We start from the raw sequence: 14,030 nt of genomic DNA, 5'->3' as shown, positions 1-14,030 counted from the left end.
GACCAGTCGCCTACGCAAGAGCTTCGTTACTGAATTACTGTCCGGCTTCAACCCGGGGCGTGATGAGACCAATGTTATCTACTCCGGCTTGATGACCGAAGTCGATAACCTCAGCAACCTTGCTGAAGTCCAGATCCTTGTCGCCTTTGACGAACATGACCTTCTCCTGCCGGGTCGCAAAGATCTCGGCAAGCTTGGGTTCAAGATCCGACTTGTTGAAAGAGTTGTCGTTGATCTTGTAAGCGGGCGCAGCCGCTCCATTCGACAGCACCTGCACGACGATCGTACGGTCGTTGACCGGATCATCGTGGTGCTCCTTGGGCGGCTGAGGGACCAGCGTCTCCAGGCCTCGAGGCGTTACAGGCACGATGACCATGAAGATGATCAACAGCACCAGAAGAACGTCGATCAGCGGCGTTACATTCATGTCCGACATCGCTCCGCCGGTATTTCCACCACCCATTCCCATAGCAATCTCCTCGGATACTCTTACCGCTCCAATAAATTCGAGTTCGATACCCTACATGTCTACTTCTTTGTAGTCGCCGTTCCGCTGTCGTCTGTTCTTTCGGTCAGCAGGCCAAGCTGGCTCACACCGGCGGACCGGATTCCATCAACCGCGTCCATCACTTTGCCATAGTTGGCGCGGATGTCCGCGCGCATAAAGACCTCTTTGCTGGTCTTATTCTCCAGCTTCGCCGCGATCTTGGGTCCAAGATCATCGAGCGTTACCTGGTCGCCGCCCAGAAAGGTCCTGCCATCGCGGGTCACAGCGACAACAACGGCGTCTTCCTTGTTGGCATCTTCCATCACCACCGCGGCATCAGCCTTTGGCAGGTCTACGTTGACCTTATTGTTCAGCATGGGAGTGATGACCATGAAGATGATCAGCAACACCAGCATCACGTCCACCATCGGCGTCACGTTGATGTTGGAGTTGACCTTCTTGCCTTCCTCCCGCTTATTGATACCCATAACGTATGCTCCGTCCGGTTTGCTGTATTTGCTTTACTGCGATGCCCGTTCGGCCTCCGGCTGCCGTTCGCTGGCGACATCCGGAGGGCCTCAGAGCTGTGATTCCCGCAGAGTATTGCTTGCTTGGTCTTACGCTTGGGCCGAAGCCCTACCGGTGGCTCTGCTTGATGAAGTAGTCGACCAGTTCGCTCGAGCTATTGTCCATTTCGACGTCGAAAGCCTCGACTTTACCAGTGAAGTAGTTGAACGTCATAACGGCAGGGATGGCGACCAGCAGACCGAAGGCGGTCGTTACGAGGGCCTCCGAGATACCGCCGGCAACCGCGCCGATACCAGAGGTCTTCTGAGTTGCGATCTGTTGGAAGGCGTTCAAAATGCCGACTACGGTACCGAACAGACCGATAAACGGCGCCGTCGAACCGATGGTTGCCAGACCGCCCAGACCGCGCTTCAGCTTTGCATGAACGATAGCCTCAGAGCGCTCAAGTGCGCGCTTGGAGCTCTCGATCTGCTCGTCGGTGATCGTGCCGCCGGAACCGAAGCTGCGGAACTCCTGCAGACCAGCCGTAACAACTTCGGCGAGGTGCGACTTCTTGGAACGGTCAGCAACCTTGATCGCCTCATCCAGGCGGCCGTCCTTCAACGCGCCGGCAACCTTCGGCGCAAACTCACGAGACTGCTTGCGGGCTGCAGAGAAGTAAAGAGCGCGATCGATGATCACAGCGAGCGACCAGATCGACATGATGAAAAGGAAGATGACAACGCAACGAGCCAGCCAGCCCATGTTGGACCAGAGACCCATAACACTGAAGCTCACCTGCGCCTCTTCAAAGTACAGGGCGAGGGAAGCGGGAACGTGAGCGAAGGTTGTTGCTAGATGAGCGAGAATCACTGGAATATTTCCTCCTGGTAGAACTCTAACTTTCAGAATCTTGACCCGGGAATCCCCCAAAAGTTCGACACCTTTGGGAGACCCGCGAGAGACGTAGTTGCGTGATCAACCTTGGTTTAGCCGCCGCCGAAGTTGAAGTTGACAGTTATCTGCGTGTCCACTTCGGTGGGCTCGCCGTTCAGGAAGTACGGCTTGTAGCGCCACCCTTGAACCGCCGAAACCGCCGCAGAGCGAAGCATCTCAGGACCGCTGACGACCTCGAGTTTTTCAATCGTGCCCGCCTTCGAGATCACCGCATGCAGCACCACGGCACCTGAGACGTGAGCAGCCCTTGCAATCGGCGGATAAACCGGATTCGACCCCGAAAGCTTGTTACCTGCCACTACGCCGCTTGAGACGCGCTGAGGACCCTTCGGTGGAGCAACTTTGACAACCGGAGTCGGCGCCGTGCCGATGCCGCCCATAACGCCACCCGGGACGCCGCTACCGCTACCCATACCCGCCATGCCGGCAACACCGGCGACCTGCGGAGGAGGTGCAGCATCTTCCTTCAGCATCTTGATATCTTTTGGAATTTTCGTAGGAGCGTGAAGACCTGCGTCAATCTCTGACACCATCTTGATCGGCTTGACGATCTGCTGCGGCGGCGGCGGTGGGGGTGGCGGTGGGGGTGGAGGCGGCGCTGTCAGCATCGCAGTCATTGCCGTCTTCGGCAAAGCCTCCGGATACAGCAGCGGAATAAGGATCATGGTTGCCAGGATTGCGCCATTGAAGATAAAGGTCCCAATCATCCAGTACTTGGACTTGGTCTTGATCTGGCCACCGGATTCCATCAACGAGGATTCGAACATATGCAGCCTCTTTACTGTGAAGAAGAGCTATTTTTCTTTAGACACCACGTTGCTGCTTTTTGTTCCCAGCCAATTCTTTTTGTTCCCGACCTACTACATCGGCAGAACAGCCGATCCCTACACCTTGGCGCGCTTACCCGCAGGTAACGTCACCGACTTGCCCTTGCTCACTCGCCAGTCCTGGTACGCCACCAGCATCGGTGCCGCCACAGCGATCGACGAGTAGGTGCCAATCAGGATGCCGACCACAAGCGCAAAGGAAAACCCGTGCAAGACCTCACCGCCAAACAGATACAGCGAAAGCACCGTCAGGAAGGTCAGACCCGACGAGATGACTGTTCTGCTCAGCGTCTGGTTGATACTCCGATTGACGACATCATGCAGCGACTCCCTCCGCGAAAGCGCCAGATTCTCGCGAATGCGGTCGAAGACGACGATGGTGTCGTTCATCGAATAACCAATCAACGTCAGGATTGCAGCGATAACGGTAAGGGTTATCTCCTGATTCGTCAAACTAAATGCGCCAACCGTGATCAGCGTGTCATGGAACACCGCCACGACGGCCGCCACGCCATAGATCAGCTCGAACCGGAACCACAGGTAGATCAGCATTCCGATCAGCGAGTACAGCGTCGCCAGCCACGCCTGCTTCTGCAGCTGTTTCCCAGCCGTAGGTCCGACAATCTCAACCTGCTCCACCGTAAACGCAGAGTCGTGGTAGTTGGCGGTCAGGGCGCTCTCCACACTCTGCCGCCCCGCATCGTGCGACTGGTCGGTCGCCGTCGACTCGGGCAGCGCGATGATCACCTTGTTCGCCGCATGGCCGCTGGGATCGCTGACGCGCTGAATCCGGGCATCGTGCACGCCCGCGCGGTCCATCGCCTGCCGGATATGATCCTCATTCGGCGTCTGGTCAAAGGCAACGCGAACCTGCGTGCCTCCCTTGAAGTCGACCCCCAGCGGGATGTGGTGCCAGAACAGGATGCTCAACACACCCAGGACAGAAAAGATCAGGGAAAACCCGAGGAAATACCACTTCTTCCCGAGCCAATCGATATTCGTTGTACGAAACAGTTCCAAGCTCAAACCCTCAGCGGCAGCCACTGGCTCCGCAATCTCTCGAAAATCTAAATAGACAGCGCCGCGCCGCGTTCCTTCTTCTGCAGAATCGCGTCAAAGATCACGCGCGACACCAGCACCGCGGTAAACAGGTTGGCGAACAGACCGAAGGCCAGAGTCACCGCAAACCCGCGCACCGGACCCGAACCGAAGAGGAACAGGATCATCGCCGAAACGATGGTCGTCACGTGGGTATCGATGATCGTTACCCAGGCATGGGCAAACCCCTGCTGAACCGCCGCCGCAGCCGTCTTGCCGGCTCGAAGCTCTTCGCGAATGCGCTCGAAGATCAGCACATTCGAGTCCACGCCCATACCGATCGTAAGGATCACACCCGCGATTCCGGGCAGCGTCAGAGTCGATCCGGTGAAGCCCATGAACCCAAGCAGGATCACCAGGTTCAGCATCAGCGCCAGATCCGCATTGATGCCCGCGCCCTTGTAGTAGATCAGCATGAAGATCATGACCGCCAGCATTCCGGCGATCGCCGCGACCACGCCCTGATGGATCGAAGCAGCGCCAAGGCTCGGCCCAACCGTACGCGTCTCAAGGTAGGAGATCGAAGCAGGCAGCGCGCCCGTGCGTAGCATCAGCGACAGATCGTTTGCCTGCTGCTGCGTAAATGCACCGGTAATCTCGCCGCTATCGCGAATCGCCGATTGGATCCCTGCAACCTCGCGAACCTTGTTATCCAGCACAATCGCCATCGAACCCGGAGTCGCGCTTGAGGCAGTATGAGCCTGGGTGTATTTGTAGAAGCGATCACCCGCCTCGGTCGTCAGGTTGAACCGGATGTTCGGCCGGCCGTTCTGGTCCTGTCCCGGCTGCGCATCACGGAAGTCCGTGCCCTCCACCTCGCTCACCCGCTTCAGCAGCCAGATCTGGTCCGGTGCTCCGGCGGAACCTGAGCCGTGCACCAGCATCGAGTCGGGAGGAATCACACCGGCGTTCGCCTGCAGCGCTGCCTGATCCGACTCGTAAGGACCGCCCGTCACCGCGTGAATCGACAGCTTGGCGGTCGACTGAATAATCTCTTCCACCCGCGCCGGATCATCAACGCCCGGCAACTCCACCAGTATCTGATTCTCGCCCAGCCCGTACTTCTGGATCACAGGCTCGCTCACACCCAGCTTGTCGATGCGCTCGCGGATCGTCTCAATCGAGGTATCGAGCGTCCTCGTCTCCAGATCACGCACCGCACCAACCTTCATCGTCAGCGCTGAGTTTCCATCGGCCGTCGTGATGACGTCATAAGTCGAATAATCGGTCCCTTGCAGCACAGAGCGGGCATCGATCAACTTCGCCGCCGGAATACCCGAAACGATGATCGTCTGCGGCCGCGACGGGTCCGTCTTACCCACAGTAGCGCCGACAACTCCGGCCTTCTGCAGGTCGCCCTCGAGCCTCGCCACGTCGCGGTCCGTAGCCGAGCCGAGCGCCTCAGCCACATGCACTTCAAGCACCAGGTGGGTGCCGCCCTTAAGGTCGAGCCCCAGGTGGATACGATCTTTGATCGACTGCGTGAGCCCGCCATGTGGAATGCCCACGATGCCGAAGCAGAAGATCACCAGTACCGCAACGATGAATGCCGATTTCCCGGCCAGATTCTTGCCCATGATCTTTATTGAAGGGTGCAGCCGCGGTGCCCAGCTTCCGGTCCCGCCGCCGCTATCCTTGTTTCTTCCTCGTCCGTTGTTAACGGTTCAATCTCAACGTGCCTACATCTAAAATCTGCTACAGCTTTTATTGTGAAATCTTTTTAGGCAACCTGTTCGTCGGTCGTCACCGCAGCAATCGCGCTCTTTACGAACTCAAGCTTCACCCCATCCGGTTGCACCCTCAGGACAACCAGATCGTCCTTCACGGTCAGCACCGTGCCGCGAATCCCGCCGTTGGTGGTCACCCGGTCGCCGGTCTTCAACTGCCCCAGCATCTCCTGCCACTTTTTCTGCTTCCTCTGGTTCGGCGCGATCATCAAAAAGTAAAGCACCACGAAGAACAGGATCGGCAGCGCGAGACTGCCCAGATTACCCAACCCTGCTGCACTCTGCAACCACATCGCAAACATCAATCAAAACTCCGTTCAATAACTCAAATCTTCTCTGGCGCTGGCCAGCCAAACTACAGCCAGACGCGCGCAGCCGGACGCAACTTCGCCCATTGTGCAAAAAGTGTGCCTAGCCCCTAAGCATCGCGTAACCGCACCCCCCTGTCAAGGCGCGGCCACCGCTCCTCACTTCGCCAAACGTCGCTTCCAGGCCATCTTTATCGCCCCCTCCAGCACATCCGCGCTCACCGCGTCCAGCCGTACCCGGGTGGCCCCACCGCGCCCCCACCCTCCAGGGACAGGAGAAAACACCTCCGGTGCATCCTCCACCAGGCCTGCCTGCTCCTCCGGGCTCAGCTTGAGGACGCCATAGCCCTCCCTCTCAAATGCAAGAGTACAAAAGATCTTCCCCCCCACCCGGAAGTCAGGATGCCCTTGATGCGACCCCTCGGAGGCGCCCGGCAGACTCAACGCGATCCGACGATAATCCTTTGCCGTCAACGCGATCTCCTCGCAAAAATCTCTCAACACTCTACGCCCACCCCCGCGAATCCAGCGCCAACCTTCGCCGCCACGCGGGATGCTAACCACCTATCTCATAAACTGGCTGGAACGTGTCGCGGAGTAATCGACCCTCAACCGTATGCAAGCAGGAAGGAACCGCCCTAATGCCCATCCCCGAAGACCTCGCCGCCATCGCTCGCCAGGAGGCCGAACTCCGCTTCTCCGCCTTCGACTACGACACCGCCTGGCGTCTCGGCCAAAGCCTCCGTCAACTCGCCGTCTCCCGCAACCAGTCTCTCGTCATCGACATCCGCCGCTTCGGCAAGCCTCACCAGCCGCTCTTCTACACCGCCCTCGCCGGCACCCCCCCGGACAACCCCCGCTGGGTGCAGCGCAAATCGAACGTAGTCGCCCGCTTCCACCGCAGCTCCTACGCCATCGGCCTCGCACTCGAGCAGAGCAGCCGCACCTTCAGCGAACGCTACAACCTCCCCGACGCCGACTACTCCGCCCACGGCGGCAGCTTCCCCCTCCACGTCACCGGCGCAGGCATCATCGGCTGCGTCACCGTCTCTGGCCTGCCGCAACGCGAAGACCACAACCTCGTCGTCGAAGCCCTCTGCCTCGAACTCAAGCAGAACCACAACTCCCTGCGCCTTGCATAACCAGCCTGCTGCGCTGCAATGCTCTAACAACCGCAATGCTCTAATAAAGTTTTGCCCGCATGCAGCGGCACCACGGGAGCATCGTAGCCATGTCGGATCGGTCTTACACCATCACCCGGACACTCTCCTCCGTGTTCCTCGTGGGGTGCCTCCTCCTCTTCGTAATCCGTACCTGGCATTGGCCCCTCATGGGTGACGCCGCCCTCATGCACTACGTCGTCTTCCTCATGGACCGCGGCATGGCTCCCTATCGCGACATCGTCGATCCCAACATGCCGACAACGCTCCTGATCGAAGGCGCCGTCATGCATCTCTTCGGCGGCAACTCGCTCACCTGGCGACTCTTCGACCTCTCGCTCCTGGCCATCTCTGCAATCGCCATGTTCGTTATCTGCAGACCCTACAGCCGTTTCGCCGCACTCTTCGCTGCATCGCTCTTCGCGCTGATCCACGGCCGCGACGGTCTCGTCGAACTAGGTCAGCGCGACCTCACCATGACCGCCTGCCTGCTCCTCGGCTACGCCTTCCTCTTCACCGGCCTCAGAACCGATCCCGCAGCGCACCCACATAAAAACACCAGACCCTCGATGACGACACTGATGACCGCCCTCTTCGGATTCTTCTGCGGCATCGCCACCACCATCAAGCCGTCCGTCCTCTTCCTCGCTCCGGCTGTTCTGCTACTCGCAGCCATCGCCCTAAGAGGCAGACAGCAACCATTCATCGCTCACCTCATCGCCGGGCTTCTCGGCATGCTGACGCCGATCCTCCTCATCCTCGTCTGGCTTCACCACCAACACGTCACCGCCGACTTCCTCCGAACCCTCACCCAACTCCTCCCCTACTTCCTCCTACTGGGCCCCCGGTCTTACCCTCATCTCATTCTCCACAGCATCTCCTCGGTCATGCTTCCCGTCGTACTGCTCTGGCTGCCCATCGTCATCGTCAAAAAGGATTGGATCACCTGGGAGCGCGCCGCACTCCTCGTCGCCGTTCTCTTCGGACTGGCATCGTTCTATCTCCAACGGAAGGGCTTCCCGTATCATCGCTACCCCTCCGAAGCCTTTCTGCTCCTCCTCATCGCCATCGACTTCACCACCGTCCTCGAAACCAACCCAGCCCACTGGCGACTCCGTTTCACCACAAACAACAAGCTCCTGCCCAGCCTGGCAATGGCGGGCATCGTAGTGGGCGTAGTCTTCGTCGCGGGCGGCTCCACCGCGCACGCCCTCTGGCAGGACTGGCGCAATCAGGAGTTCGACACCATGCTCCGCGCCGATCTCAACCGCCTCGGGGGCGAAAAACTCGCCAACCGCTTGCAATGTCTGGACATGGCCGACGGCTGCATCCCCACCCTCTACAACATGCGCCTCGTGCAATCCACCGGCTACCTCTACGACTGCTACTTGCTCTCCAATCAACCCGGCGCAGAGCGAGATCGATCCCGCGAAGCCTTCTGGCAGGCCATCATGAAAAATTCCCCGGCCGTCTTCGTCATCTCCAGCAACGACTGCGACTCAGCCACGCAGCGCCCCGGCTACGCCTACCAAAAGATGAGCCGCTGGCCCCAGTTCGACGACTACCTCCAGGCCAACTATCACCTCGACGCCGAACGAATCCCCCCGCACATGGTCAACTCCGGCAGCAGCCCCTCAAAGCCCCTGGGATACAGAATCTACGTAAGAAATGATGTCAAATAGCTCTCTGAAAAACTAGAGGCATATAACTCAAAGCGAGCCACCCCAACGATCAATCACTGTCATTGACTTCTCGATATCGTAGCCCTTCACCTCAACTGAGTACGTAATATAACTCGCGTCCTCGTCATCGATGATCTTCCGTAAGGTGGCCCACAGCCCGGCCTCGGTAAGTGCAGTCTTCACAGCATGGGCATCTTCTTGCGTCTCGCAAACTGCTGCCTGTACAAGCACTTCTTCTCCGTCAACTCCGTGTTCCACCACATCCAGCTCTCGTTCGGGAAACAGATGCATCGACTCCCGCAGACAGCGGCGCGCTCGGGGCAAATCCTCTTCCCGAACAAGTAATTCGATGTGTATTGGAGGATTCTCTTGAAACCGGCTGACACCTTGTTGTGGCTTACTCAAGTTCTCAACCAAAAACGGAATAGCCAACGCCTCAAGGTGCCCGCATGCTTTCCCCGCATCAAGAGCGTCGAAGAATGTGTGTAATACCTCTAGATCTTCCGCCGGTTCGATCAACTTGCTCCTCTTTCCAGATCCCCTCTTACCCTCTCCATCGTATCCAGATAAAACGCGATATTGTGCACACTGTTCAGCACCGCACTCAATGGCTCGCCCGAAGCAAACAGATGCCGCAGATAAGCCCGCGTATATCGCCGGCACACAATGCACCCGCACGTCGCATCGATCGGCCCCTGATCCTCCGCATACTCCTTCTTCTTGATATTCAGCCTGCCCTGGGACGTAAACAGCAGCCCATGCCGCCCCGCCCGAGTCGGCAGCACGCAGTCCATCATGTCCACGCCCATCCGCGCGTACTCCTCAATCTCATCCGGATACCCCACCCCCATCACATACCGCGGCTTATCCTTCGGCAGATGCTCCAGCGTCCGAGCAATCATCTCCCGCGTCACCTCCCGCGGTTCCCCCACCGCCAGCCCGCCGATCGCATACCCGGGCAGATCCATCTCCACCAGCCGCTCCGCCGACTCCTTCCTCAAATCCGCATACATCCCACCCTGCACAATCCCGAACAGACTCTGCGTCTGCTCCTGTCTCTCCGAAAACCACGGCACCCGGTCCTTATGTAACTCAAAGTGATCTTTCGACCGCTGCGCCCACGCATGCGTCAGCCCCATCGACTCCCGCGTCCTCTCCCACGTCGCTGGAGTCTCCACGCACTCATCGAAGACCATCGCAATATCCGCCCCCAGAGCAATCTGCACATCCATCGAGTGCTCCGGCGAAAAGAAGTGCTTGCTCCCATCCAGGTGCGACCGAAACTCCACCCCCTCAGGTGAAATCTTCCGCAACTTGCTCAGGCTGAACACCTGAAACCCGCCCGAGTCCGTCAGCATCGGCCGCTCCCAGCTCATAAACCGATGGACCCCGCCCATCCGCCGCACCAGCTCATGCCCCGGCCGCAGATACAGATGGTAGGTATTCGCCAGGATGATCTGCGTCCCCTTCCCGCCCGCGCCAACCTCTTCCAGCAGACTCTGCGGCACCGCCTTCACGCTCGCCGCCGTCCCCACCGGCATAAACACCGGCGTCTCGACCACCCCATGCGGTAGCCGCAGCCGCCCCCTCCGCCCTCCACCCTCAGCGGTTCTATCTACCTCAAATGAAAATCCCATTCCTCCGATTGTATGAGGGCAAGCCCACTTCGCCCCTAACGACGCAGCAACCAGCCTCTTCGGAGCTGTCACACTCCATTAATTCATCTGGCATTCAACTTCAATTCACAAATCCAGTCACTTTCAGACCTAACAATAAGGAGCACCGCATCTCTACCAACTTTTGAGGCCTCAAAAAATGATTCGGAAACTTCTCGCCCTCTCGTTGTCCACGACCCTTATCCTCAGCGGCTGCGGCCAGGGCACGGTCAGCACGCCTCCAGGCAACGGCAACGCCAACAACACCCCGCCGCCGACGCCAACCACCGCCCAGGCGGCCATCAAACACGTCGTCGTCATCTTCGGCGAAAACATCTCCTTCGATCACTACTTCGGCACCTACCCCAACGCCGCGAACCTTCCCGGTGAGACGCCCTTCACCCCAGCGACCGCCGCCTCCGTAGCTGCCGCCACCCTCGCCGGCACCTTTACCCTCCCGGCCACCCCAACCAACACCACCAACTACATCGGCACTCCATCGCTGCTCACCGCGAATCCCAACCTGACCAGTGCAAACGTCAACACAGCGCTTAACTCGGTCGGTTCGAATCCCTTCCGCCTCGCCCCCGCGCAGGCCGCCACGAACGACCAGGACCACGCCTACAACCCCGAGCAACTCGCCTTCGACAACGGCAAGATGGACCTTTTCCCCATCTCGGTTGGCGTCGCTAACCCCGTAGCGCTGACTACCGCCACCAACGGCTCACCTCTCACCAGCACCACCGCGCTCACCATGGGCTACTACGACGGCAACACCGTCACCGCTCTGTGGAACTACGCGCAGCACTACGCCATGAACGATCACTCGTTCGGCACCACCTTCGGCCCCTCCACTCCCGGCGCCATCAATCTCGCCTCAGGCCAGACCAACGGCGTTGTCAACCCCCTCAACGTCGCCTCCGCCATCGTCGCTGACGGCCAGGGTGGTTTCAGCGACATCAACGATGCCGATCCAACCGGCGACATCTGCTCCTCCACCACCTCCAACTTCAGCATGTCGGGCAAGAACATCGGCGACCTGCTCAACACCGCCGGCATCACCTGGGGCTTCTTTGAGGGTGGCTTCGACCTCACCGTTACCAACTCCAACGGAACCACCGGATGCGGTCGCTCGACCGGCGCAGTCAATATCCCCAGCCACCCCACGAAGGCTGACTACATCCCCCACCACCAGCCTTTCCAGTACTACGCCAGCACGGCGAACCTCAACCACCTGCGTCCTACCGCCGCCATCGGAGCCACCGACCAGGCCAACCACCAGTACGACATGCACGACTTTACCGACGCTCTCAAGGCTGGTGTCATGCCAGCCGTCAGCTTCCTCAAGGCCCCCGGCTATCAGGACGCTCACGCCGGCTACTCCGACCCACTCGACGAGCAGACGTTCGTCGTCAACACCATCAACGCCATCGAGAAGTCGACCTTCTGGTCCTCCACCGCCATCATCATCGCCTACGATGACTCCGACGGCTGGTACGATCACCTGAACGACATCGTCAACGGCTCAGCCAGCGCTGCCGACGCGGCCATCTGCACCGGCGCCGCGGCTGCCTCGCTCCCCGGTCCCAACTCCAACGGCGCTCCCGTACAAGGGCGCTGCGGACACGGACCCCGCATGCCGTTTATGGTCATCTCCCCCTGGGCGAAGAAGAACTACGTCGACAACACCCCCACCGACCAGGCCTCCATCCCCCGCTTCATCGAGGATGTCTTCCTGTCCAGCGCACGCATTGGCAGCGGGTCCTTCGATGCCTCCGCCGGCGCACTCACCGGTATGTTCAATTTCACCAGCACCGTCGCGCCGAACGCCAACGTGGTCGTGCTCGACCCCACCACCGGCAAAGTCACCAGCGGCAACTAACCGCAGGGTTCACAAAGCCTTCACATTTACTTTGTATTCTTAATCGCACGCACTCTGTCCTCCAGAGTGCGTGCTTCTTTTTACACGCCACATCTTTCGGAGCCCACCCGTTGTCTGATTCCAGTTCGTCCCGCCGACGCTTCCTGCAACAAACCGCCGCCCTCGGCCTCCTTTATAGCTCCCGCAGCGGATTCAGCCAGATGCAACAGATGGCTGCCATGCACCAAACCCCCAACGCTCCAGGCAAAAAAGTCCCGATGCTCCACGTTCTGGAGCTGCCACCCTTCGTCGACCCGTTGCCTGTCCCAGCCCCCGCATCACACACCGCCCCCCACAAACTCCGCATCGAGATGCGCGAGATCCACGCCAAGGTTCACCGCGATCTTCCTCCCACCAGCATGTGGAGCTACGGCCCCACCCCCGTGGCCCCCACTGTCGAAGCTCGCACCGGGCACCCCCTCCAGATCGAATGGGTTAATAACCTCCCCACCACCCACTTCCTCCCCATCGATCACTCCCTTCACGGCTGCGGTCGCGACATTCCCGACGTCCGTTCCGTCGCCCACATCCACGGCGCCAAGGTCCCCACCAAAGACGACGGCTATCCAGAAGACTGGTTCGTCCCCGGCAAAAGCCGTATCTGCCACTATCCCAATCAGCAGGACGCCGCCGCCCTCTGGTATCACGATCACGCCATGGGCCTCAACCGCCTCAACACCTACGCCGGACTCTTCGGCATGTATCTCCTGCGAGACCAGGTAGAAGACGCCCTCCACCTCCCCTCCGGAAAGTACGAAGTGCCCCTCATCTTCTACGACCGCAACTTCACCTCCGACGGCCAGCTCTTCTACGCCGACTCAGGCGATCCTGACCACCCCTGGATCCCCGAGTTCACCGCCGATGGCATCCTCATCAACGGCAAGATCCGTCCTTACTTCGAGGTAGAGCCTCGCCTCTACCGCTTCCGCACCCTCAACACCTCGAACAGCCGCTTCTTCCTTCTCTCTCTCTCGAACCAGCAGCCGCTCACCCAGATCGGCTCCGACCAGGGCTTGCTCTCGGCCCCAGTAGAGGTAAAAACCATCGTCCTGGCCCCAGCCGAGCGAGCCGATATCCTCATCGACTTCAGCCAATCCGCCGGCCAGACCCTCCACCTCCGTACCGGCGCCCTCGACATCCTCGAGTTGCGTGTAGCCAGGCAGTCCTCCTCCCCCGCATCGATCTCCCTGCCCAAAACTCTTCGTCCCGTCGAGCGCATCCCCGAATCTTCCGCAATCACAACCCGTACCATCACCCTCAACGAGTATCAGGACAAGATCGGAAACCCCATGGTCATGCTCCTGAACAATAAGCACTGGCACGAACCCACCACCGAGTTTCCCAGGCTCAACTCCACCGAGATCTGGGAGTTCGTCAACCAGACCGAAGACACCCACCCCATGCACATCCACCTCGTGCGCTTTCAGATCCTCGACCGCCGCACCTTCGATCAGTTCGAGCTCATGGCCAACAAAAAACTACATTTTCGGGGCCCCGTCGAACCTCCTGCCCCCAACGAGATGGGCTGGAAGGACACCATCCAGTGCCCCGCCGGACAGGTCACCCGCGTCATCATCCGCTTTGAGGGCTACACCGGCAAATACCTCTACCACTGCCATATCCTCGAGCACGAAGCCAACGACATGATGCGCCCCTTCGAAGTCATCGCCTGAGGAGACCTTGTCAAGCCCCTGATCGCAC

At 59.5% G+C, this 14,030-nt stretch carries 14 protein-coding genes; 4 read left to right on the top strand and 10 right to left on the bottom strand.

Features of this window, described 5'->3' with window-relative positions:
• Positions 1-34 precede the first annotated feature (34 nt).
• From HDF10_RS13975 to HDF10_RS13940, 8 genes are all read right to left on the bottom strand, one after another.
• Positions 35-469, bottom strand: a complete 435-nt coding sequence (locus HDF10_RS13975; protein ID WP_183814411.1) for an ExbD/TolR family protein — start codon at positions 467-469, stop codon at positions 35-37.
• Positions 470-528: 59 nt separating this feature from the next.
• Complete coding sequence (locus HDF10_RS13970) at positions 529-975, bottom strand: ExbD/TolR family protein (RefSeq protein ID WP_183814409.1); 447 nt, start codon at positions 973-975, stop codon at positions 529-531.
• A 148-nt stretch (positions 976-1,123) separates the two neighbouring features.
• Complete coding sequence (locus HDF10_RS13965; RefSeq protein ID WP_179580542.1) at positions 1,124-1,867, bottom strand: MotA/TolQ/ExbB proton channel family protein; 744 nt, start codon at positions 1,865-1,867, stop codon at positions 1,124-1,126.
• 116 nt (positions 1,868-1,983) lie between these two features.
• Complete coding sequence (locus tag HDF10_RS13960) at positions 1,984-2,718, bottom strand: energy transducer TonB (RefSeq protein WP_183814407.1); 735 nt, start codon at positions 2,716-2,718, stop codon at positions 1,984-1,986.
• Between the two features lie 117 nt (positions 2,719-2,835).
• The gene (gene secF / locus HDF10_RS13955; RefSeq protein WP_183814405.1) at positions 2,836-3,798 is read right to left on the bottom strand and encodes a protein translocase subunit SecF; all 963 of its coding nucleotides are present in this window, start codon (positions 3,796-3,798) and stop codon (positions 2,836-2,838) included.
• 47 nt (positions 3,799-3,845) lie between these two features.
• Positions 3,846-5,453 (bottom strand): protein translocase subunit SecD, encoded by a 1,608-nt coding sequence (secD, locus tag HDF10_RS13950; RefSeq protein ID WP_183814403.1) that lies wholly within the window; start codon positions 5,451-5,453, stop codon positions 3,846-3,848.
• A 143-nt stretch (positions 5,454-5,596) separates the two neighbouring features.
• Positions 5,597-5,905, bottom strand: coding sequence for a preprotein translocase subunit YajC (yajC, locus tag HDF10_RS13945; RefSeq protein ID WP_183814401.1), 309 nt, complete (start codon positions 5,903-5,905; stop codon positions 5,597-5,599).
• 165 nt (positions 5,906-6,070) lie between these two features.
• Complete coding sequence (locus HDF10_RS13940) at positions 6,071-6,385, bottom strand: MmcQ/YjbR family DNA-binding protein (protein ID WP_183814399.1); 315 nt, start codon at positions 6,383-6,385, stop codon at positions 6,071-6,073.
• A 167-nt stretch (positions 6,386-6,552) separates the two neighbouring features.
• Here HDF10_RS13940 and HDF10_RS13935 point away from each other — a divergent pair, with 167 nt between their 5' ends.
• Together HDF10_RS13935 and HDF10_RS13930 are read left to right on the top strand one after the other, a co-directional pair.
• On the top strand, positions 6,553-7,053 hold the full coding sequence (locus tag HDF10_RS13935; protein ID WP_183814397.1) for a heme-degrading domain-containing protein: 501 nt from the start codon (positions 6,553-6,555) through the stop codon (positions 7,051-7,053).
• 89 nt (positions 7,054-7,142) lie between these two features.
• Entirely contained in the window at positions 7,143-8,753 is a 1,611-nt protein-coding gene (locus HDF10_RS13930) for a hypothetical protein (RefSeq protein WP_183814395.1), read from the top strand.
• 27 nt (positions 8,754-8,780) lie between these two features.
• On the opposite strand, the gene HDF10_RS13925 is transcribed toward HDF10_RS13930, so the two are convergent.
• On the bottom strand, positions 8,781-9,272 hold the full coding sequence (locus tag HDF10_RS13925) for a putative signal transducing protein (protein WP_183814393.1): 492 nt from the start codon (positions 9,270-9,272) through the stop codon (positions 8,781-8,783).
• Complete coding sequence (gene tgt / locus HDF10_RS13920; protein WP_183814390.1) at positions 9,269-10,390, bottom strand: tRNA guanosine(34) transglycosylase Tgt; 1,122 nt, start codon at positions 10,388-10,390, stop codon at positions 9,269-9,271. The genes HDF10_RS13925 and tgt overlap by 4 nt, the downstream gene beginning before the upstream one ends.
• Before the next feature lie 178 nt (positions 10,391-10,568).
• On the opposite strand from tgt, the gene HDF10_RS13915 reads away from it, so the two are divergent.
• The gene (locus HDF10_RS13915; RefSeq protein ID WP_183814388.1) at positions 10,569-12,290 is read left to right on the top strand and encodes a phospholipase C; all 1,722 of its coding nucleotides are present in this window, start codon (positions 10,569-10,571) and stop codon (positions 12,288-12,290) included.
• A gap of 110 nt (positions 12,291-12,400) precedes the next feature.
• On the top strand, positions 12,401-14,002 hold the full coding sequence (locus tag HDF10_RS13910; RefSeq protein WP_260177881.1) for a multicopper oxidase family protein: 1,602 nt from the start codon (positions 12,401-12,403) through the stop codon (positions 14,000-14,002).
• Positions 14,003-14,030: the final 28 nt, after the last annotated feature.

The organism is Tunturiibacter empetritectus (assembly GCF_014201375.1).
Taxonomy (GTDB): domain Bacteria; phylum Acidobacteriota; class Terriglobia; order Terriglobales; family Acidobacteriaceae; genus Edaphobacter; species Edaphobacter lichenicola_D.
The sequence above is the reverse complement of the archived record's forward strand: the minus strand, read 5'-3'. Positions and strand labels throughout refer to the sequence as shown.

Excerpts from the sequence above, each read along its gene's own strand:
- HDF10_RS13975 (WP_183814411.1), bottom strand. The coding sequence starts at position 469 with ATGGGAATGGGTGGTGGAAATACCGGCGGAGCGATGTCGGACATGAAT.
- HDF10_RS13935 (WP_183814397.1), top strand. The coding sequence starts at position 6,553 with ATGCCCATCCCCGAAGACCTCGCCGCCATCGCTCGCCAGGAGGCCGAA.
- HDF10_RS13960 (WP_183814407.1), bottom strand. The coding sequence starts at position 2,718 with ATGTTCGAATCCTCGTTGATGGAATCCGGTGGCCAGATCAAGACCAAG.
- tgt (WP_183814390.1), bottom strand. The coding sequence starts at position 10,390 with ATGGGATTTTCATTTGAGGTAGATAGAACCGCTGAGGGTGGAGGGCGG.
- yajC (WP_183814401.1), bottom strand. The coding sequence starts at position 5,905 with ATGTTTGCGATGTGGTTGCAGAGTGCAGCAGGGTTGGGTAATCTGGGC.
- HDF10_RS13930 (WP_183814395.1), top strand. The coding sequence starts at position 7,143 with ATGTCGGATCGGTCTTACACCATCACCCGGACACTCTCCTCCGTGTTC.
- HDF10_RS13970 (WP_183814409.1), bottom strand. The coding sequence starts at position 975 with ATGGGTATCAATAAGCGGGAGGAAGGCAAGAAGGTCAACTCCAACATC.
- HDF10_RS13915 (WP_183814388.1), top strand. The coding sequence starts at position 10,569 with ATGATTCGGAAACTTCTCGCCCTCTCGTTGTCCACGACCCTTATCCTC.
- secD (WP_183814403.1), bottom strand. The coding sequence starts at position 5,453 with ATGGGCAAGAATCTGGCCGGGAAATCGGCATTCATCGTTGCGGTACTG.